A 20,810-nucleotide genomic window follows, 5' to 3' on the forward strand; every position below is an offset into this window, starting at 1 on the left:
TTTTTCTATGTTTTTGATTAAAAAAACGAAACAAAAGTTGAAAGTAAGGCTTGAAATGGATAATAAAAACCTTTTTAGACCTATGAAATCCGGTCATCAGGAACAGCTTTCTATTTATTAATACTGCCAAAACCTTCTTTTTTGTATCTTTAAGCTAAAGTAATTGTATGCAGCAGCAGCTTATTTTTGAAGATCACTATAAAAAACTCGGCCTTGAACTATTCTCCCAGAACAATCTGGAGAAGATCAATGGGACTCAATTCAGATATGACATCAAAATTCTTTTCATTCCGGAAGGCTATGAACTCACTGTAGATTTTAATCATTATCAGGTATCAAAACCTACCCTGTTCTTTCTCACCAGCCAACATCTGAAAATAGAAAAAGGACAGGAGGAATCTATGCTTCTGTATTATAACCGTGATTTTTACTGCATCCAAATTCATGATAAAGAAGTAGCCTGTGACGGACTTCTTTTCCATAATGTATTTGAAATTCCTTTCGTAGAGCTGACCGATTCTGAAACTTCCGACATTAAAAATTTATTCCAGCATATAAAAGATGAGCTACAATGGAAAGATTCTTCTGCTGAGGAAATGATCCGTACGTATGTAAAACAGATCATCATCCGTGCGACCAGAAACTGGAAAAAGCAGCATCTTAATAATGATACGGTGAAAATTCCGGGCACTGAACTGGATGTTTTCAGAGACTTCAGCAGGTATCTGGAAATTCATTTTAGAGAAAAACATAATGTAGCAGATTATGCGGAGCTCCTTCATATGGCTCCGAAAACATTAACACATAAGTTTAAAAGCCTGAATATAGAATCTCCCAACCAGTTGATCATCAACCGAATTTTACTGGAAGCGAAAAGACTCCTTTTCTACACCGATAAACCTGTGAAAGAAATCGCGTATGATCTCGGCTATGAGGATCCGGCTTATTTCAACCGGCTTTTCACCAATAAAACGGGAAATACACCCGCTAATTTCAAGAAAAACTACACGTCGGGAAAAAAGTACAATATTTAATCCTTTTTATCTATTGAATCCGGCTTCCGACCACCCTATCTTTGTATCATCAAAATCAATATATTAAAAATAACAAAAAGCAAACATTATGAGACGTAACGCAACAGCCGTTTGGAACGGTAACATCAAAGAAGGTAAAGGACATTTAACTACTCAAAGTACAACTTTAAACGAAACCCAGTATTCTTTCAACAGCCGTTTCGCAGACGGAGTGGGAACCAATCCTGAAGAACTTCTTGCTGCTGCACATGCAGGATGCTTCACGATGAAACTGAGTGCTGAACTTTCTCAGGCAGGTTTCACTCCTGAAGAATTAAAAACAACTTCCGTCATCACTCTTGATCCAAGCGTAGGAAAAATTACAAAATCTGAACTGACTTTAACGGCAAAAGTTCCGGGAATTTCAGAAGAAGAATTCCAGAAATTCGCTAAAATAGCAGAGGAAGGATGCCCGGTGAGTGCAGCTTTCAACTTTGAAATTACTTTGAATGCTACTTTGCAACAATAAAAATGCTTAGAATTTTCCAAATAATATACGACAGGTTTTGTCGTATATTATTTTCATATTTGGATAAATAATACTGTTCAAAAATTTCATTTCAATTTTTTTGCCAAGAGTTAAATTTGTATAAATTTGTATTTTAAGCAGATATGTCAACAGAAAAAATTTTTATATCGCCAAAACTCGAAGGTCATCGTTTCAATGACCACACACTTCCAGTTAGCCTTATGGAAGACTTTTCTGCTTTTGAAGAGTTAATTTTTGAACTTGCAAAAACAATATATCTTAAAGAGAATCCAAAGAGAAAAAGAGTTCCCAAGGGATTTTCTGATAATGTATATTTAAAACTTTCTAAAATTGAAGAGGGGAGTACGATCACCAAAATATTAATTGCTGTTACAACAAGTCTTACAAACCCTACTATACAGGTTGCTAATGATGAGTATTTTAGTTACTTTGAAAAAGCCAGAGATAAGGTTTTTGAATTAGTTGAAGATGCAAATTCTGGTAAGTCGGCGACTATTGACAGTAAATTTCTCAATTATTTTAATCGAATTGGTAAAAATTTAGAAGAAGATGAATCGATTGATTTTTTAAACTCTTCAATAAGAAATGTCAAATTTAGTAGAAATACCAGAAGAAAGATATTACTATCGAGAAAAGAAAAACTTGGATATTCCGAGATTATTCATGAAAATGTTCTAATATCTTCAATTGATAAAAAAAATCAAATTTTTAATATCGAATTAAATAGTTCAACTTTTGAGCATCCGATAGTCACTGATTTTTTTGATACCATCAATTTAGCATTTCAAGAATATGAAAATAAAACATTAGTATCGTTAAAAGCCACAGGTGTATATAATGAACAATTTAAACTTGTACATATTGAAGATATACAATCAATGGATATATTAGACCCTTATGATGTTAATGTAAGATTACAAGATCTTCTTTTGTTAGAAGAAAAATGGTACGATGGAGTACAGGGTAAGGCCTTAGACCGAGAAAAAACCAACATTTTTGAAAGTTATTTCAAAAATTATTTCAACTCCAATTTACAGCTTCCTGCAATATTTCCCACGTTAAATGGTGATATTGTACTCGAATGGAAAAAAAACGATATCGAAATTTCCCTAGAAGTGAGTTTACATGATTTAAATGCAGAATTACTTTATTTTGATATGAATAATGATAATGAGGATTTTCAAAAAAGAATTGACTTAAGCATTGATTCTAGCTGGGAAGAAATTAATGACATCATCTCAAAAAATATTATTTGATGACTGAAAAAACATTATTACATAGACAAATACATCCATCTTGGGTTCAAAATGATACAGTTTCTTCGCAAGCATTCTTAGCAGAAAACAATATTGCTTCATTAGCATTTACCCCCTCTGAAAAGGATCATAAAAAATTATCTGTTTATAATGGTGAAAAGTTTTCTGCTGAACAATCTTTTACACATTACACTGCAACTCTTCAATCGGCAGGGGTATTATCAGTTACTGTTTCTGAAGTAGATTCTATTGGAGATCTAAAAGTACAGGAAGACAATAATCCTTTTGATGGCCATTCAATTATAGATTACAGTATGGTTGAAAATACTAATCAAATAAAAAAGAAGGCAAAGCGTTTAAAAGGACTAGCAACTCAAAGAGGCTGGACACATAAAGAGTAAAGTTTTTATGTAAATTATAAAAATCTGGGTTATGATTTGACTCGGGTTTTATTTTAAAATAAAATATACCAATCGGTATATTTTTGTATATTTGCATTGAAATTAAACACTTAAATGTCAAAAGCAGAAAAGACCAAACAGTTTATCATTGAGAAAACAGCGTCTTTGTTCAATACTAAAGGCTATACGTCTACGTCTTTATCTGACATCACGGAAGCTACAGGTCTGACCAAAGGAAGCATCTATGGAAACTTCGGCAACAAAGATGAAGTGGCACTGGAAGTTTACAAATACAATTCCAGCCTGTTATCCAAAAACATGGCCAGATCTTTAGGAGAAGAGTTTCCAACGACCATTGATAAACTCAATGCATTTGTCAATTTTTACCGGAAAAACTGGAAAACAGTCTTTGAAAACGGAGGCTGTCCTTTGATGAACGCAGCCACAGAAGCTGATGATACTTTTCCCAGTCTGAAGAAACAGGTGACCCAATCGTTTGAAGGTTGGATCAAAAAAATAGCATCCGTCATTAAAGACGGGCAGGACAACGGAGAGATCCATCAGACCATAGATTCAGACGAATACGGATCATTATTCATCATGATGGTAGAAGGCGGAATCCTGCTTGCCAAAACCACAGAAGAAGAAAAATATCTGCATATGGCTTTAGACAGGATATTATTCATGATCGACAAAGAATTAAAAATACTTCCCTCATAAATTTTTCAATATGGAAACAAAAAAAGTGGCTATCGTAGGATACAGCAGAATTCCTTTCTCAAGAATCAATACAGCCTATGCGGACCTGGATAATCAGGAACTTCTGGAAGCTGCGCTCAACGGACTGATCAACAAGTATCATTTACAGGGAAAACTTCTGGGTGAAGTAGCCGGAGGAGCTGTGATCAAACATATTTCCGAGAGCAACCTCATTAGAGAAACCGTAATGAATACAGCATTGGATCCTGCAACGCCTGCATGCGACCTTCAGCAAGCCTGTGATACGGGAATTGAAGCTGCCGTTTATATTGGAAATAAAATTGCACTGGGACAGATAGAAAGCGGCATTGCCTGTGGTGTAGAAGCCATGAGTAACATCCCGTTTGAATCTGCTCCAAGATTAAGAAAAGCCCTGTTAAAAGCCAATAAAGAAAAATCAGTATTTGGAAAGTTAAAACAGCTTCTAAGCCCAAGACTGAAAGACTGGATGCCGATTCCCTACAAAGGACAGGAGCCCAAAACAGGTCTGGTGATGGGTGGACACACAGAGATCACAGCCAAATATTACAACATCTCCCGCGAAGAACAGGATGAATTGGCTTTAAAAAGTCATCAGAATATGGCTAAAGCTTACGACGAAGGATTTTTCGATGATATGATTATTCCTGCTTTCGGCCTTGATAAAGACAATAACCTCCGCAGAGATACTAGCATTGAAAAACTTTCCCAGCTGAAACCTGCATTTGATAAAGAAAACGGAACATTGACCGCCGGAAATTCAACACCTTTTACAGATGGTGCATCAGCCGTTTTAATGGGCAGCGAAGAATGGGCAAATGCCAATGGCCTTCCTATTTTAGCGTATGTAACTTTCTCAGAAGTGGCAGGAATTGAATATGTGGCAAACAAGCAAAATCTGCTTCTGGCGCCCGTTTTTGCAGCTGACAGAATGCTTAGAAAGGCTGGGATGAGTCTTGAAGATTTTGATTATTATGAAATTCATGAGGCATTTGCCGCTCAGGTTCTGGCCACCATCAAGATTTGGGAAAATGATGATCTCGCTAAAAAATTCGGTCTGGAAAAAGCATTGGGAAAAATTGACAGAAGCAAACTAAATGTAAAAGGCGGAAGTCTTGCTGTAGCGCATCCTTTTGCAGCTACAGGTGGAAGAATTATCGGTACTCTGGCCAAACTGCTCCACGAAAAAGGAAACGGAAAAGGATTTATCTCCATCTGCGCAGCACGCGGACAGGGTGTCACTATGATTTTAGAAAAATAAAACAAAAAATATGGACAGATTAGCACAACTGCAGCAATTCATCGGAAAGGAGTTTGACCAGTCACCATCACCGTTTATGAAATGGCTCAATCCTATTGTACTTTCTGTGGAAGAAGGACATCTCGAGTTCCGGTATAAAGTAAGACCGGAATGGCTGAACCCGATAGGAAATCTTCATGGCGGGGTAACCGCAGCCATCGTTGACGACATCATTGGAGCCACGATGTTCTCTCTGAACGAAAATTCTTTCATAACAACCATCAATAATGTGATCGATTATTTTTCAACTGCAAAAGAAAATGATAATATTGTAGCCGAAACGAAAATTATAAAAAGAGGCCGGCAGTTTGTCAATGCGCAATGCGAAATATGGAACGCAGACAAAACAAGACTGATTGCCAGGGGAACCTCTAATCTATTCAAAATTAATAACTAGATATGAAAAGAGTTGTCATTACAGGAATGGGCGCTGTGACGCCTTTGGGGAACAATGTCGAAGATTTTTGGCAAAACAGTATTAACGGGGTGAGCGGCGCAGGTTTAATTACCCATTTTGATTCAGAAAAATTTAAGGTACACTTCGCCTGTGAAGTGAAAAACTTTGACCCGAAAATTCACCTGACCCACAACGAAATAAAAAGAAGCGACCTGTTTTCACAATATGCGATGTATGCTTCCACAGAAGCTATTCAGGATTCCGGACTGGAACTGGAAAAAATGGATCCGTTTGATACCGGAGTGATCTGGGGAACCGGACAGGGCGGTATGCTCACCTTTGAAACTGAAGTCATGAATTTTGCAGAAGGTGACGGGACACCAAGGTTTAATCCTTTCTTTGTTCCTAAGTTCATCGCCAATATGGCTTCGGGAATGATTTCTATGAAGTTTGGTCTTCAGGGAATCAATTACACTACAATTTCAGCCTGTGCAACGGGAAATACAGCATTAATGGATGCTTTCAACTATATCCGTCTTGGAAAGGCCAAAGTAATCATCAGTGGTGGTTCTGAAGCTGCTGTGACACCGGCTTCTGTAGGAGGTTTCTCCATTATGAAGGCCATGTCTACCAGAAATGATGATTTTACCACCGCAAGCCGTCCTTATGACACAGACAGAGACGGTTTTGTCATGGGTGAAGGTGCAGGAGCCCTTGTTCTTGAAGAATATGAGCACGCCAAAGCAAGAGGCGCTAAGATTTATGCTGAACTGGCAGGTGCTGCTATGACTGCAGATGCTTATCACATGACGGCACCTCATCCGGATGGAGTGAGCGCGATTAAAGCGATGCAGCTGGCTATGAAAGAAGCAGGAGCCAATTTAGATGATCTTGATTATCTTAATCCTCACGCTACGTCTACTCCGCTGGGAGACCTGGTAGAATTAAAAGCGATCAGCAAATTATTCGGAGGAAACAAAAAACTTGATATCAGTGCAACAAAATCCATGACCGGACACTTATTGGGTGCGGCAGGTGCGGCGGAGGCTATTCTTTCTATTAAAGCTGTAGAAAAGGGAATTATTCCACCTACAATCAATCTTCATACTATCGACGAAAGCATTCCTAAGGATGTGAATATCGTTTTTGGAGAAGCAAAAGAGAAGAACATCAACTTCGCGCTAAGCAATGCCTTTGGATTCGGAGGACACAATGCGACTTTGGTTTTCAAGAAATTTAATTAATTTCGTACTATACATACAGTAACATGTCCAAATTGAAAGAAATAAGAGAGAGAAAAAATCTGACTCAGGAAGAGTTGGCCGAGAGCTCTGGTATTTCTGTCAGGACAATACAACGGATAGAAGCAGGAACCCAACCAAAAGGTCATACGCTTCGGGTTTTGGCCAAAGCTTTAGAAACAACCGAAAGCGAGTTTCAAAACATAGAAATCGAGACAAAAGATCTTGAAATTAAAGAAGATCAAATTCCTGCGAATTATTCTTTAATAAAGGTGATCAATCTTTCTTCTATCCCTTGTATGTTTCTACCTCCATTAAATATTTTGGTCCCTCTTTTTCTGATGTTTAAACTAAAACAGAAAAACGCCATCGTAAAGCAAATAATTTCTGTTCAGATCATTTGGACCATATTTGCACCTGTCACATTTCTATTGGGCATCTTCTTAAAACCCGGACCTGCCCTTACGATTATCATGATCATCTTGATTTTCCTGTCCAATATTTTTATTATCCTTAGAAACTCAGCTGAAATAGACAGAAACAAAGAACTTCTTTACAAACTGAATTTCAGCCTCATATAACCTTGTCGGATGATTGTCGGGTTTTTGTCAGGTTCTATTTTTTGTGCTAAAAATAAGAAACCTAATCTTTGTCAAAAAAAATAAGACAATGACAAAACTCTTTTATTTTACCTTATTATTTCTCCTCATGTTTTCTACGAATACCAATGCTCAGGCAGAAAAAGTAAGCAGCCATTACATTACAGATTCAATTTTTGATCGTGATAAAGAAATTGAAAATTGGCTCCACGAACTTAAAGTTCCCATTCTTGGGCTTGGCATTATAGAAGGCGGCACATTAAAACAGATTAAAGTATTCGGAAAAACTAAAGACAATATTTCAGCACCTTACAATACGATTTTCAATGTAGCATCACTTACCAAACCAATTACTGCAATGGTAGCATTACATCTGGTGAATATAGGAAAATGGGATCTTGATGAACCGGTTTATACATATTGGACCGATCCGGATATAGCCAATGATCCAAGGAACAAACAGTTGACGACAAGAATAATATTAAGTCATCAAACAGGCTTTCCCAACTGGAGATACATGAAAGAAAACAAAAAATTAAGTTTTGATTTTGACCCGGGAACAAAATTTCAATATTCAGGAGAAGGTTTTGAATATCTGAGAAAAGCCATTGAAAACAAATTCAAAAAACCACTGGAACAATTAGCAAGAGAATTTATATTTCAACCTCTAAAAATGAATGACACCAATTATATTTGGGATGAAAACACAGATAAAAACAGATTTGCCACAGGCTACGACAAAAATGGAAAACCTTATAAAACAGAGGAAAATAAATTGGAAAATGCAGCTGATGATCTGCACACAACAGTAGAAGATTATGGAAACTTTCTCGCTGATATTCTTAACGGAGGACATCTTAACCATGATCTTTATCTGCAGATGATGAAAAGACAGGTTCAAACCAGGAAAAACAAATACTATGGATTAGGCTTTGTTATTTACGACCTGGGTAATGGAGAATATGCATTGTCACATGGTGGTTCTGACTCAGGAACATTTTGCCTTACGATGATTTTTCCGAAAACCAAACAGGGACTTCTGATTTTCACCAATTCAGATAACGGTTACAAAGTATTCGATAAATTACTTGCTCATTATCTGGGAGAAAACGGAAAGAAAATCATCAGGATAGAAACCCAATAAACAACAAAAAGCAGTCAAAATTGACTGCTTTTTGCTTTTACCTTTCTTACTTGAGATGGCAGATTCTTACTCAGAATCCAGTATAAAAAAATCATCCGCATTGTCTGCCATTGGAATATATAACCGTTCCCATTGTTCTCCTTCTTCTATTTCCCAACTGTGCCCCTCGCCCTCTACATCTTCTGCCAGAAGGATAATTCCAGGTTCGATATGAAATGTGGAACCATTACTTACCTTAAACCGGATCTTTCCTTTCAGCGTTACTACATATTGCTTTCTTGGGGCAGTGTGCACTTCTTTTTCCCATTCTTCAGTAGTAGTACTGATCCAAAAAGTTTTTATGTTCATCTGCTTCAAAGTAGGAATTTTTCCTATCTCGAAAGTACTTGTGCCATCGGGATTATTAAGTAACCTTATGGCAGGTACAGAATCGCTTGTGCTTTTCAAATTATACTATTTTTATACGGTTATTACTCTCAATTAAGATTTCAGCCATTCCGAAGAAGAAAGGTATTTCTGATCGGGATAATAGATGAAAAGGCAGTTACGTCCTTTTATGGTATTAATGATGGGTTGTGTCAATGCTTTCGGTACGGCGGGACATCCCCAGCTTCTTCCGATTCTTTTGTGCATTGATGCAAATTCATCGCTTACATAATCTGCTCCGTGCATTACGATCGCTCTTCTGTAGGCTGCATCATTAAATCCTTTATCCATTCCCAGCAGTTTCAAAGAATATCCGTTGTCTCCCTGATAAGTGGCATCCGTGATATAAAATCCCAAACTGCTCTGCAGCGAACTTTCCGTATTAGAAAAATTCGCAGCAAATTCTTCGCCTGTATTTTTTCCGTGTGCTACCAGTGAATTGAACAGTACCTTTTTCTCGTTGGTATCAATCACCCAAAGTCTTTTTGTATTCGAAGACATAGAAAAATCGCAGATAGTCAATAAATGCGAGTCCTGATTCAGCAATCCTGCTTTTTTTAAATTTTCAAATCCTGTTAATGCTTTTGAGAATACTTCATAATTCAATTCATGCTCAGGATCAAATGGAATTGATTTGTACAATTCTTCTGATGAAGATGCTTTGGCGGCAGTCTTCTCAGATTTCGTGTCAGCTACTTTTTCAATTTTTGCTGTATTCACATTCCCAGTCTTTGCTGCCTTTCCCGGCGAAAGATAGAATGAAGTCGTGACCATATAAACAAGGCCTAATACACTATAAATTCCTCTCATTCAATACTATTAAATTCCAAATTAGTGAGGCAAAATTATAAAAACATAATTACCAGCCTGTTATAAACGCGGAAAGTTTAACTGAATTTAAGAAACTTTAACTTCCTGATTTCGTGAATTAAAAGGGCTTATTTCTCTGAATCTCCAACAAATTCCAGGCTGACAGAATTCATACAATACCGAAGTCCCGTAGGTTTCGGACCATCATCGAAAACATGTCCCAGATGGGAATCACATCGTTTGCAGAGCACTTCTACCCTTTCCATTCCGTAGGCTGTATCTCTTTTGTAATATACGCCTTCTTTATCGGCTTCAAAAAAGCTTGGCCATCCGCAGCTGCTGCTGAATTTCGAAGTGGACCGGAACAGATGATTACCGCAAACGGCACAATAATAGTCCCCGATCTCATCAAACTCATTGTATTTTCCGGTAAAAGCTCTTTCCGTAGCAGCTTCTCTCGATATTGCATATAAGTCGGGAGCAAGGATTTTTTTCCATTCTTCGTTGGGAATATCCAGTTTTGAAGTATCGGTTCTGGAGTAGTATGGATTGTTTTTTGCTTCTTTATTTTCCATAGGAACAGTTTTAACAGGCTGAAATTTCTGCGGACACGCCTGCAGAATGATTAATAATATAATGAAAGTTAAACATTTCATGATGAGTTTTACTTTCAATTAAACTCATCTCATGACCAAATTTAGTAAATTTGAGAATATGAATGATGAAGCCAAAAGAAAACAACTGAGAAAATATAAAGCATTTGCCACCGGATTATTTGTCCTGATGGCCATTATTTTCATTGCCACTACGCTCCTTCAGAAATCAAACCCTTCGCATTGGTTAGGTTATGTAAGGGCTTTTTCCGAGGCAGCAATGGTAGGGGCTTTGGCAGACTGGTTCGCGGTGACCGCTTTATTCCGGCATCCGCTGGGTCTTCCGATTCCGCATACGAATCTTATTGAAAACAGTAAACAGAGGTTAGGTGACAATCTTGGCAGCTTTGTGGTAAGCAATTTTCTTTCGCCACAAAATATCCGTCCTTATATCCAGAAGCTTAAAATTTCAAACTTTGTCGGCGAATGGCTTGCGAAGGAAAAAAGCCAGGATATCCTGATCAGGAATCTTTCGGACATTGTTCTGGACATTCTCAATAAGCTTGATGATACTTCAGTAAGCCAGTTTATCAGCAAGAAAGTTTCTGAAATGACGGATGACATTAAGCTGAATAAAGTGGTTGGAAACGGGATCACTTATATTCTGGAGAAAAATGATCATCAGAGAATCATTACCAATCTTTCCAAACAGATCAAAGAATATATTATCGAGAATGATGAAATGATCAAAGAACGCGTTGAAAAGGGAAGCTATTCATTCATACCGTCTTTTGTTGACAATAAAATCGCTGATAAAATTGCAAGTGGGCTTTCAGATTTTTTCAAAGAAATAGAAGAAGATCCGGAACATGAAATCCGCAATCTGATTACTCAAAAAATCCATGAATTCTCTACTGATCTGAAGGAAGATCCGAAATGGGATGATGAATTTAAAACCATTAAAAACGGTCTTCTGAAAAGTGATAAGTTAGATGAATATTCCAGTGATATCTGGATTTCTATCAAGAAAACATTAATGAAAGAGCTTCAGGATGATCAGTCTTCACTCAAAGGCTATCTTACTAAAAATCTGAATGAATTTTCCCAAAATTTAAAAACGGACGAAAATCTTCAGAATAAAATTGATCATTGGGTCAGAGTGACGGCTTACAAATATATCCTTAAAAATACCCATCAGTTCGGAAACCTCATCAGCTCTACTGTTGGAAACTGGCAGGGCAAAGAACTGAGCGAAAAGCTGGAACTGGAAGTGGGAAAAGACCTGCAGTTTATCCGGGTCAACGGAACACTCGTCGGCGGATTGGTGGGACTGATCATCTACACCATTGCCAACTTCTTCATTTAAAAAACTATTCACCAACCAAACCATGAAAAAACTTTTTATTACATTATTCCTCCCTCTTTTTGTCCTCTGTTTCTGCCAGAAGGTTGAACTCAAGGCCGTAACCGATTCCTCACAGATTTTCAAAGGCGAAATTGCGGGAGTTCCCGTTACCATGCAGCTTCATTTCGCAGGGATTGCAGATTGCAGCCTGTATCAATATTTTGTAGACGGCTGGTATTATTACGATAAATATCAGAAAAAGATCCCTCTGACGGGTATTTATGATTATGGGAAACTGTCTTTATACCATTTTGGAAACAAACAAAAGCAGAATTCCAAACTGTTGAAAGATCAGATCACTTCGCCTCAGAAAGTGGAAAAAACTGCAGAAATTGCGGAAGCCCTGAATCCCAAAGAGTCTATTACTTTTACGACAGATAACCCTAAAGAAAATTCTATCACCGGGAACTTTTATATGGATAAAAAAACACAACCGGCCAAACTGTTTACCGGAAATGATATGATTTACCGTTATAACAATTACCTGACGTTACCCAACAACAAAAAGATCAATACGTTTGATTTCATTAATAAACATGGAGGAAACCAATTGATTTCTTATGCATCAGGAGACAATGGAAACCGTATTTTACTATATTTTGAACATTCTTCCAATTTCAATGCATGCGGAAGATGCGGGGCCAGCGAAGGGGAAAAAGGCTACAGAATTCTGTACTTCACCAAAGACTGGAATTATAAAAACTATGAAGAATTCCTGACTGAAAGCTGTCTGGAAAACATTTATGACACTACAGAAACAAAATCCCAGGATCGGAAAATTTTAAAGTATAAAATTAAAAAATCCTCATCTACAGCAGCGTACAGTCTTACGGTAGATATAAAAAATGCCTCTGTCGTAAAGGCAAAATAAAAAAGAGAACCTTAAGCTCTCTTTTTACTTTATCTCGGAAGCCTGCTGGCTCTCTTTAAAATTTCTTTGTTGATCTCATTGATCAGTTCCGGGCCTTCATAGATAAATCCGGTGTAAAGTTGTACCAGACTAGCTCCTGCATCCAATTTCTCGATCGCATCTTTAGCCGAATGAATTCCTCCTACTCCAATGATCGGGAACGCTCTGTTGCTTTTATCGGAAAGGTATTTGATCATTTTTGTACTTCTTTCACGGATGGGTTTTCCACTCAGTCCGCCATTTCCTATCTGTTCTAAAACTTCAGGAGAGCTTTTCAGACCTTCGCGGTTGACAGAGGTATTGGAAACAATCACACCATCAATCTTTGTCTCTGCAATCAGTTCAACTATTTCATCTAACTGAGCGTTATTAAGATCTGGGGCAATTTTAAGTAGTATGGGTTTCTGTACCGATTTTGACTGATTGATTTTCTTTACTTCCGTAATTAGTTCACGTAGATAGTCTACATCTTCCAGCTTGGCGTGGCTTCCCACATTCGGGCAGCTTACATTCAATACAAAATAATCTACATGGGGATGAAGGCCTTCAAAACAGTCCAGATAATCCTGGGTGTAATTTTCAGGGGTTGTATGGGTGTTTTTTCCAATGTTTCCTCCGATGATTATTTTTCCTTTGTTGGATTTCAGCTTTTCGATTGCTGCTTCAAGACCATCATTATTGAATCCCATTCTGTTGATAATCCCACCATCTTCAATGAGACGGAACAGTCTTTTCTTAGGATTCCCTGCCTGAGCTTTTGGTGTTACGGTTCCGATTTCTACAAATCCGAAACCAAGATCTCCCAGCTCATTGAACAGGACGGCGTTTTTATCGAAACCGGCTGCCAATCCTACAGGATTTTTAAACTTCAATCCGAAAACTTCTCTTTCCAAACGTTTGTCTTCAATAGGTTTTGGAAAAAATAATTTGGTAAGAAATCCAAATTTTTTAAGCATTGAAAATGTAAAATGATGAACTTCTTCGGGATCAAATTTGAAGAGAATGGGTCTGATGATACTTTTGTACATTGAAAAAAAGTTTTACAAAAATACTCATTTTAAAATAAATGAAATCTTGATGTGAGATAGTTTCAACACAAATAGCACGAATGGTTTTCACAAATGACACTAATAATAATATCAGAGGGATCTGCGAGATATTTTTTTCGCAAAGATTTTAATTTAAGATGTATTATTTTGAGTGAACAAATAATGAATCAACAAATTGATTTGATGAAGCTGACATTTAAGCTTTGTTTTTAAATTATGAATACGCGCTGAAATCGAAATTCAAAATATCTCCTACTCTTTTAAACTCTTCATCTATAGTGGCATTTACCGTAATTCTTTCATTAGAAGTTGGGTGACTAAAAACCAATTGATGGGCGTGAAGTGTCATCTTGGTAATGCCAAATGTTTGAAGCCACAATTTATTCTGTTTATTGCAACCGTGTTTACGACAACCTAAAATAGGATGCAGAATATGTTTAAAATGTTTTCTCAACTGATGAAATCTTCCCGTTTCAGGAGTAGCTTCCACTAAACAATATCTTGAAGTCTGATGTTTTAAAAAAGGTAAATTGATTTCTGATTTTTGCAAAAGACGGTAATACGTAACTGCATTTTGTTTGACTTCATTTTCATTAATTAAATCATAATCAATCGTTTCTTCTTCTTTTGTCCAACCCCGAAGAATGGCCAGATATTTTTTCTCCACGTTGCGCGATGCAAACTGCTCGCTCATTATTCTAAGGGTATCTTTATCTAAAGTAAACAGCAGGACACCCGAAGTTTTCCGGTCTAACCGATGCACAGGAAACACTTTTTGTCCAATCTGGTTTCTCAATTCCTGAATAGCATAAGTATCAGCTTCTCCCGCATAAAAAGATTTATGTACCAGTAATCCGCTGGGTTTGTTGATGGCGATAATATGCTCGTCACGATACAGAATTTCTAACATGGGACAAAAGTAGATATTTTTGACCGATTTAGCCCTGATCGAGCGGCATGTTTGAGCTCCTTTTTTGGATTTGGCGCGGCGGCTCTGCCGCCGCGCCAAATCCAAAAAAGAGCGAGTAGCGAAAGCAGGTTCCCGGCTCCTGAAAAGAATACGAGGTTTTGCAGATATTTATTTTATTTTTCTATTTTCGCGGAAAAATTACTTTATGAAACTATTATTTTCGGCCTTATTCATGGCCTTTTTCTTTATTTCGACCTCTGCACAGGTTTCAGATTCTCTTAAACTTGGGAAGAATAACCGTGAATTTTTTATCAAAGGAGATCAGAAATTCAAGTTCTCTGAATACAAAAAGGTATTCACTAACCCTGAAGCTTTAGGCTACATGAAAAAAGCGAATACCAACGGTACGATAGCACAGATCTTTGGAGCTATAGGTGGTGGTTTTGTAGGGTTTGGATTGGCTAAAGAAATATTCAGGACGAAAACGGCGTATCATAACGGTGTTGCTTATAAACAAAAAGATAAAAGCGGCTGGGGATTGGTAGGAATCGGTCTGGGAGCCATCGGAATAGGAATTCCTTTTGCCATAAGCTCAGGAAAAAACATGAAAAAGGCTATCAATACACAGAATCAGACTGGTGGTACAGGCGAAACGAAAACAACCTCGTATAAACTTGACCTTAGCGGAAACAGTGTTGGGATTACTTATAGTTTCTAAAGCCCGCGTAATATGTTTAATCTTTAAGACTATTAACATAAAACCTTACCGTTAAGGAAGAAAAAGGAGGTTGCCCGTAAGTGTTAGCCTCCTATGTTTTTAGGTTTAGTATCCTATAAACCAAAATAATTCTCTTTTCTATTTACTTTGCAAATAAAAACAGACTAAAAAAGCAGTCTGTTGTATTTATTTTGGCCATCTTCCAGCTTCATATTCTTCAATATAATAATTAGGCATATGAGCAGTACCAAATTCAATAATATTTCCTGTTTCACTTTCTATAAGAAAAGGAGCATTTCCAGCAATAGCATATCTATCATCTCCTGTTTCAAGCCATTTTTTGCTTGTATAAAAAAAGATAGTTCCATATGATTTTTTTGCAATTTTTTTATCAATAAGTACTATCTCTATTTTTGATTCTTTTTCAATCAAAGCGATATACTTTTTAGCAATTTCTAATATTTCATTTTCTGTTAGCATATATTAATTCGTTTTTAAATATTTAAATGATATAAAACCATCTGTTAAGTTAGCATTACCCCAACTTTGTCCATCCACAAATAAAAACTTTTCATCTTTTTTAATGACATTAAAAACATGTCCTGGAATCTCAGCCCCCCTATTTCCAAAAATAATTCCTCTTTCTCCTTCTTTCATTACTTTTTTTAAAGAAAAACAGACTACAAAAAAAGTAGTCTGCTATATTTATTTCGGCCATCTGCCTGCTTCGTATTCTTCTATGTAATATGCAGAAGACCTTGCTGTTCCTAATTCAATTACTCGGCCTGATTTAGTTTCAACTATGAACGGGGCATTCCCTAAAATTTCAGTCTCACTTTCTGGATTATCAAACTTCTTTTTACTATTATAAAAAAAGACATATCCATAACTTTTCTTTATAGTATATAATTCTAACAAAATCATTGGCATTTTAAATACTTTTTCTGAGTCTAAAACATACTCTTTTGCTATTTTCAAGATTTCTTGCTCTGTATACATAGTTATTCTAATTTTAAATATTTAAAAAATATAAACCCATCATTAAGATTTGCTTCTTTACCTGCTTGCCCGTCAGGAAAATATAATTTCCCTTCTCTTTTAATTACATTAAAGACGTGTCCGATTTCAGGATAATCTCTTTCTCCAAATATAATTCCCATTTCCCCTTCCTTCATTTTTAATTTTAACTGCTGATTAATATCAATCCTTTGAAAATATGTAAATCTATTATATTTTTTGTTGTAAAAATCGGATAGAACTTCAATCTTTTGATTACCTGAAGGAAGAGCTAATGAAATTTTTCCTGTTCTTAGGTACTCATCAACTGCTATAACCATATTTACACAATGTGTATTCGATACTTCAACTAAAACTTCTTTACCATCAAAAGTTATTATTTTCTTATTAAGTAGAGGAAGAACTTCATAAAGATGTTTGAATGCTTCTCCCGATTCTATTTTAGAAAGTCTTTCTAAATTATCCAGAAAAGCCGTAATCTCCTCATCCTTAGCGCCTGCTTTCAATGCTCCAGCAAGCTTTTTATTCACCTCAGCAGCAGAACCGGCAGCTATTTTCTCTCCCTTATAAATAAAAACGTACTCTTTCAGATAGCTTTTGCTTTCAACAGCTTTTCCGGAAATTATAAGAACACCTTTATCTATAAGCCTTTGTACTGGAACCAGTCTTAGCAGGTAATTAGAATCAAAAAAAGCTTCTTTACCTGAAGACAATAATTTTATAGAGTCTTCTGTAAAATTAGTAATATTCGTTTCTAAAACAACTTTGATAACTAAAGACTTCAAATAATTTTTAACCTCTCCTTCCGTTATTTTAGTAAGAATTCTGGCTGCTCCTAAATAAAAACCTCCTGCAATATTAGCTGCTATTAAAGCAGAACCTCCATAGACATATATTTTCTCCCAAACCTCCAAAAACTCTTTCCCTCCTTCATACTTCAAAATTTCTTCTTTAAAAGCCTGTATCGTAAAATCCGCTCCTGCAAGGGAAATATCAGCAATAGCAAGTAAAAGAAAATATGGATTCCCTGTTGGGAGGGTTAATATTCCGAGAATCACAGCTACAATATCCGCTGCTATCCGAATATTCTGTAACACAACTTCCCATTCCTGTTCATCTGCCAGTGCTTTTATATAAATAGCAGGAACAAAATAAGAGACTTCCTTTTCACCACTAATATCAATAAGGTACACCATATCTAAAGGGTGATATTGTGTTCCGTCGTCTAAATCAGTGATTACAGTTTCCTTCTCATCAGGATCACCCTCTTTTGGAATAACTTTTACGTTCCGTTGTTCTTCTTTCTGTTGCTGCAGGAAAAAAGTATCCCGGTAATTATCATCATTATTCTGGAAAATTCCGCCCTCCAGAATAGTACTGTTAATTTTAAATCCTTTTCCAATCGTAAAAGTTTGGGCTGTTTTCTTTTGTTGGACATTTTTCGAAAATATTGAAAGAACTAACATGATATTGGCAAGAATCATACGGTTACTTAAAAGCTTTCCGTTATGTTCACTGCTTTTATCCAGGTTATAATAGATTCTGTTCAGTTTTGAAGGATTCTCCCTGAAATAATTCAGAATAGGTATTGGGTTTCCAAATGCCTTGAAGATCTGTATCACCGCTGTACTGCTGTCTTTGAAGATATCAGAATCATCATCTTTTGAAAGAATATCCAGATGCTCAAAAAACACTTCATGATCTACAAAACGGGAAATACCTGACAAAATGGATTCCGGAATATTTTCATAGATAAATTTTAGTCTTTCTGCACTTTTCTCATTGCGCAAAGCATTGGCGAAATTTTGAAGAAAGTAATTATAATCTGCCTCGTACTGATCCACATCTCCATAGTTTAGTAGTATATTCAGATCTCTGAAGTCCTGATACAAGAAGGTCTCCAGAACAAAAGCTGTTTCCCGGCTGTTTACATAATAGAAATGCAGCCTGTAATAGACTTTCTTATTGCGCAGATCTATTTTTTGGGTGATCCGTGAATCTTTCCATTTAACACTTACATTGCCTATTTTAGGGTTTCTATATATCTTAAGTTGAATAAATCCATTATTCTTATTCTGAACACTTTTATGCTCAATGTTGGATTCTAATTCTTGTGGATTATAAGAAAACTGATAATCATTCATTCCACTGTTTGCTGCCTTTATTCTAAGAACAAAAGCTTCCAGATCAACATATTCATCTGTGATCCAGTCTGTAACATCCGAAAATGATTCTGAAATATTGCTAACCTTATCTGCTGTTTGCGTGGCTTTGGCTAATGAATTGTTTTGCTGCGGAATTTCTTTCAATACTTTATTTTGAAAAGCCCAAAGCATTCTTTGGCTCTCTTCGTAAAAATCATCATAATCTTGAAAATATTTTTTTCTGTTCATTGGTGTGTTTTTACTGATTACAAATCTGATTTATATACAAGGAAATCATTGATTTTTAAAACTTACATTATCTATTAAAGCAAATATGAATGCGGAAAACGACAAAAGCTGTCGCGTTATAATCAATATTTATACATTCATTATTATGTTTATGGTCAGAAGTAGAAAACTGGCGTTCTTAAAAACTTATTCTTCTTAACAGATATTCAAAAGCTTTTTTTCTGCTTTTTTTATTGAATTTCATGAATTTGGAATCCAAATTCATATTTTTGCACATCAGACGTAAAAAAATTATGGCAAAGCAAGAAGATGTTTTCAAGAAAGTGATTTCTCACGCTAAAGAATATGGTTTTATTTTCCCTTCCAGTGAGATCTATGACGGTTTATCCGCTGTTTATGATTATGGACAGAACGGTGCCGAATTAAAAAACAATATCAAACAGTATTGGTGGAAAGCTATGGTACAGCTTAACGAAAATATTGTGGGTATTGATTCCGCGATCCTTATGCACCCTACCACATGGAAGGCATCAGGCCACGTAGACGCTTTCAACGATCCATTGATTGACAATAAAGATTCTAAAAAACGTTTCAGAGCAGATGTTCTGGTAGAAGACTACTGCGCGAAAATTGAAGATAAAGAGAATAAAGAAATTGAAAAGGCAGCGAAAAGATTCGGTGACTCTTTTGATAAGGCTCAGTTTGTAGCAACGAATCCAAAAATTCTGGAATACCGCGCCAAAAGAGAGGCTATTCTTTCAAGACTGGCCAAATCTCTGGAAAATGAAGACCTTGCTGATGTAAAAGCTTTAATTGAAGAGCTTGAAATCGCTGATCCTGACACAGGTTCTAAAAACTGGACGGAAGTAAGACAGTTCAACCTAATGTTCGGAACGAAACTTGGAGCTTCCGCAGACAGCGCCATGGATCTTTATCTGAGACCGGAAACGGCTCAGGGTATCTTCGTTAACTTCCTGAATGTACAGAAAACGTCACGTCACAGACTTCCTTTCGGTATTGCACAAATCGGTAAAGCGTTCAGAAATGAGATTGTTGCAAGACAGTTTATCTTCAGAATGCGTGAATTTGAGCAAATGGAAATGCAGTTTTTTGTAGCTCCGGGAACTGAACTTGAATTCTACGAACAGTGGAAAACAAAACGTCTGAACTGGCACCTTGCTTTAGGTTTAGGAGATGACAACTACAGATTCCACGATCACGAGAAATTGGCCCACTATGCGAATGCAGCGGCTGATATTGAATTTAATTTCCCATTCGGTTTCAAAGAACTGGAAGGAATTCACTCCAGAACAGATTTCGACTTAAAAGCGCATGAAGAATTCTCAGGAAGAAAACTTCAGTTCTTCGATCCGGAAAGAAACGAAAACTATGTACCGTACGTAGTGGAAACTTCTGTAGGTCTGGACAGATTATTCCTTTCTATCTTCTCACACTGTCTTAAAGACGAAGTATTGGAAGACGGTTCAGAAAGAACAGTTTTATCTTTACCACCGGCATTGGCACCAATCAAAGCAGCGATTCTTCCGTTAATGAAAAAAGATGGTCTTGCTGAATATGCTGAAAAGATCTTCAACGACCTGAAATATGATTTCAACTTATTCTATGAAGAAAAAGATGCGATCGGAAAACGTTACAGAAGACAGGATGCGATCGGTACTCCTTACTGTATCACCATCGACCACGACTCTCTGACAGATCACACAGTGACCATAAGAGACAGAGATACGATGCAGCAGGAAAGAGTTCCTGTTTCTGAATTAAGAAGAATCATCGACGAAAAAACAAACTTCAGAAATTTACTTTCTAAACTATAGACTAAAGCCCCATTACTTGGGGCTTTTTTATTGCTATTTATCAGCATAAATATCTGTTTAATCTGTACAATCTGCATGAGATTTTTTAACGCTCGCTGATCCTGC

At 36.6% G+C, this 20,810-nt stretch carries 23 protein-coding genes; 14 read left to right on the plus strand and 9 right to left on the minus strand.

Annotated elements, in window-relative coordinates:
* The first annotated feature begins 167 nt into the window (after positions 1 to 167).
* The 10 genes from IW22_RS03110 to IW22_RS03155 all read left to right on the plus strand — a co-directional run bounded on the left by IW22_RS03110 (position 168) and on the right by IW22_RS03155 (position 8,639).
* A complete protein-coding gene (locus tag IW22_RS03110) occupies positions 168 to 1,034 on the plus strand; it encodes a helix-turn-helix domain-containing protein (protein WP_034724074.1) in 867 nt (288 codons plus the stop codon).
* Positions 1,035 to 1,122: 88 nt separating this feature from the next.
* Entirely contained in the window at positions 1,123 to 1,542 is a 420-nt protein-coding gene (locus IW22_RS03115; RefSeq protein ID WP_034724075.1) for an OsmC family protein, read from the plus strand.
* Between the two features lie 143 nt (positions 1,543 to 1,685).
* Complete coding sequence (locus IW22_RS03120) at positions 1,686 to 2,819, plus strand: hypothetical protein (RefSeq protein WP_034724076.1); 1,134 nt, start codon at positions 1,686 to 1,688, stop codon at positions 2,817 to 2,819.
* Positions 2,819 to 3,220 carry a hypothetical protein gene (locus IW22_RS03125; protein WP_034724077.1) on the plus strand — a complete coding sequence of 134 codons (402 nt, stop codon included), beginning with the start codon at positions 2,819 to 2,821 and terminating at the stop codon, positions 3,218 to 3,220. The genes IW22_RS03120 and IW22_RS03125 overlap by 1 nt, the downstream gene beginning before the upstream one ends.
* A gap of 114 nt (positions 3,221 to 3,334) precedes the next feature.
* Positions 3,335 to 3,940, plus strand: a complete 606-nt coding sequence (locus tag IW22_RS03130) for a TetR/AcrR family transcriptional regulator (protein WP_034724078.1) — start codon at positions 3,335 to 3,337, stop codon at positions 3,938 to 3,940.
* A 10-nt stretch (positions 3,941 to 3,950) separates the two neighbouring features.
* Positions 3,951 to 5,219 carry an acetyl-CoA C-acetyltransferase gene (locus tag IW22_RS03135; protein WP_034724080.1) on the plus strand — a complete coding sequence of 423 codons (1,269 nt, stop codon included), beginning with the start codon at positions 3,951 to 3,953 and terminating at the stop codon, positions 5,217 to 5,219.
* 10 nt (positions 5,220 to 5,229) lie between these two features.
* Complete coding sequence (locus IW22_RS03140) at positions 5,230 to 5,655, plus strand: PaaI family thioesterase (protein ID WP_034724082.1); 426 nt, start codon at positions 5,230 to 5,232, stop codon at positions 5,653 to 5,655.
* Positions 5,656 to 5,657: 2 nt separating this feature from the next.
* Positions 5,658 to 6,899, plus strand: a complete 1,242-nt coding sequence (gene fabF / locus IW22_RS03145) for a beta-ketoacyl-ACP synthase II (RefSeq protein WP_034724084.1) — start codon at positions 5,658 to 5,660, stop codon at positions 6,897 to 6,899.
* A 23-nt stretch (positions 6,900 to 6,922) separates the two neighbouring features.
* Positions 6,923 to 7,477: a helix-turn-helix domain-containing protein gene (locus tag IW22_RS03150; protein WP_034724085.1), complete on the plus strand. Its 555-nt coding sequence runs from the start codon at positions 6,923 to 6,925 to the stop codon at positions 7,475 to 7,477.
* Positions 7,478 to 7,565: 88 nt separating this feature from the next.
* Complete coding sequence (locus tag IW22_RS03155; protein ID WP_081873880.1) at positions 7,566 to 8,639, plus strand: serine hydrolase domain-containing protein; 1,074 nt, start codon at positions 7,566 to 7,568, stop codon at positions 8,637 to 8,639.
* Positions 8,640 to 8,705: 66 nt separating this feature from the next.
* On the opposite strand, the gene IW22_RS03160 is transcribed toward IW22_RS03155, so the two are convergent.
* The 3 genes from IW22_RS03160 to msrB all read right to left on the minus strand — a co-directional run bounded on the left by IW22_RS03160 (position 8,706) and on the right by msrB (position 10,450).
* Entirely contained in the window at positions 8,706 to 9,086 is a 381-nt protein-coding gene (locus IW22_RS03160) for a hypothetical protein (RefSeq protein WP_034724086.1), read from the minus strand.
* 33 nt (positions 9,087 to 9,119) lie between these two features.
* Complete coding sequence (locus tag IW22_RS03165; RefSeq protein ID WP_034724087.1) at positions 9,120 to 9,875, minus strand: murein L,D-transpeptidase catalytic domain family protein; 756 nt, start codon at positions 9,873 to 9,875, stop codon at positions 9,120 to 9,122.
* Positions 9,876 to 10,003: 128 nt separating this feature from the next.
* Positions 10,004 to 10,450, minus strand: coding sequence for a peptide-methionine (R)-S-oxide reductase MsrB (gene msrB / locus IW22_RS03170; protein WP_228383986.1), 447 nt, complete (start codon positions 10,448 to 10,450; stop codon positions 10,004 to 10,006).
* A gap of 139 nt (positions 10,451 to 10,589) precedes the next feature.
* On the opposite strand from msrB, the gene IW22_RS03175 reads away from it, so the two are divergent.
* A complete protein-coding gene (locus IW22_RS03175) occupies positions 10,590 to 11,834 on the plus strand; it encodes a DUF445 domain-containing protein (protein WP_034724090.1) in 1,245 nt (414 codons plus the stop codon).
* Positions 11,835 to 11,856: 22 nt separating this feature from the next.
* The gene (locus IW22_RS03180) at positions 11,857 to 12,744 is read left to right on the plus strand and encodes a hypothetical protein (protein ID WP_034724092.1); all 888 of its coding nucleotides are present in this window, start codon (positions 11,857 to 11,859) and stop codon (positions 12,742 to 12,744) included.
* 29 nt (positions 12,745 to 12,773) lie between these two features.
* Here IW22_RS03180 and IW22_RS03185 read toward each other — a convergent pair whose 3' ends face one another.
* Complete coding sequence (locus IW22_RS03185) at positions 12,774 to 13,811, minus strand: quinone-dependent dihydroorotate dehydrogenase (RefSeq protein WP_034724094.1); 1,038 nt, start codon at positions 13,809 to 13,811, stop codon at positions 12,774 to 12,776.
* A 235-nt stretch (positions 13,812 to 14,046) separates the two neighbouring features.
* Positions 14,047 to 14,742 carry a pseudouridine synthase gene (locus tag IW22_RS03190; RefSeq protein ID WP_034724095.1) on the minus strand — a complete coding sequence of 232 codons (696 nt, stop codon included), beginning with the start codon at positions 14,740 to 14,742 and terminating at the stop codon, positions 14,047 to 14,049.
* Positions 14,743 to 14,947: 205 nt separating this feature from the next.
* Between IW22_RS03190 and IW22_RS03195 the strand changes: the two genes are divergently transcribed.
* Positions 14,948 to 15,460 (plus strand): hypothetical protein, encoded by a 513-nt coding sequence (locus IW22_RS03195; protein WP_034724096.1) that lies wholly within the window; start codon positions 14,948 to 14,950, stop codon positions 15,458 to 15,460.
* Between the two features lie 186 nt (positions 15,461 to 15,646).
* Here IW22_RS03195 and IW22_RS03200 read toward each other — a convergent pair whose 3' ends face one another.
* From IW22_RS03200 to IW22_RS03210, 4 genes are read right to left on the minus strand one after another with little or no spacing between them, the layout of a single operon-like run.
* The gene (locus IW22_RS03200; RefSeq protein ID WP_051891001.1) at positions 15,647 to 15,940 is read right to left on the minus strand and encodes a YrhB domain-containing protein; all 294 of its coding nucleotides are present in this window, start codon (positions 15,938 to 15,940) and stop codon (positions 15,647 to 15,649) included.
* A 3-nt stretch (positions 15,941 to 15,943) separates the two neighbouring features.
* Positions 15,944 to 16,117 (minus strand): hypothetical protein, encoded by a 174-nt coding sequence (locus IW22_RS24305; RefSeq protein ID WP_165571861.1) that lies wholly within the window; start codon positions 16,115 to 16,117, stop codon positions 15,944 to 15,946.
* Positions 16,118 to 16,165: 48 nt separating this feature from the next.
* The gene (locus tag IW22_RS03205) at positions 16,166 to 16,459 is read right to left on the minus strand and encodes a hypothetical protein (RefSeq protein ID WP_051891004.1); all 294 of its coding nucleotides are present in this window, start codon (positions 16,457 to 16,459) and stop codon (positions 16,166 to 16,168) included.
* 2 nt (positions 16,460 to 16,461) lie between these two features.
* Positions 16,462 to 18,870 (minus strand): hypothetical protein, encoded by a 2,409-nt coding sequence (locus IW22_RS03210; RefSeq protein WP_034724098.1) that lies wholly within the window; start codon positions 18,868 to 18,870, stop codon positions 16,462 to 16,464.
* Between the two features lie 293 nt (positions 18,871 to 19,163).
* Between IW22_RS03210 and IW22_RS03215 the strand changes: the two genes are divergently transcribed.
* Positions 19,164 to 20,705 (plus strand): glycine--tRNA ligase, encoded by a 1,542-nt coding sequence (locus tag IW22_RS03215; protein WP_034724100.1) that lies wholly within the window; start codon positions 19,164 to 19,166, stop codon positions 20,703 to 20,705.
* The last annotated feature ends 105 nt before the right edge of the window (positions 20,706 to 20,810 follow it).

The sequence above is a fragment of the Chryseobacterium sp. JM1 genome (assembly GCF_000737715.1).
In the GTDB taxonomy this organism is placed as follows: Bacteria; Bacteroidota; Bacteroidia; order Flavobacteriales; family Weeksellaceae; genus Chryseobacterium.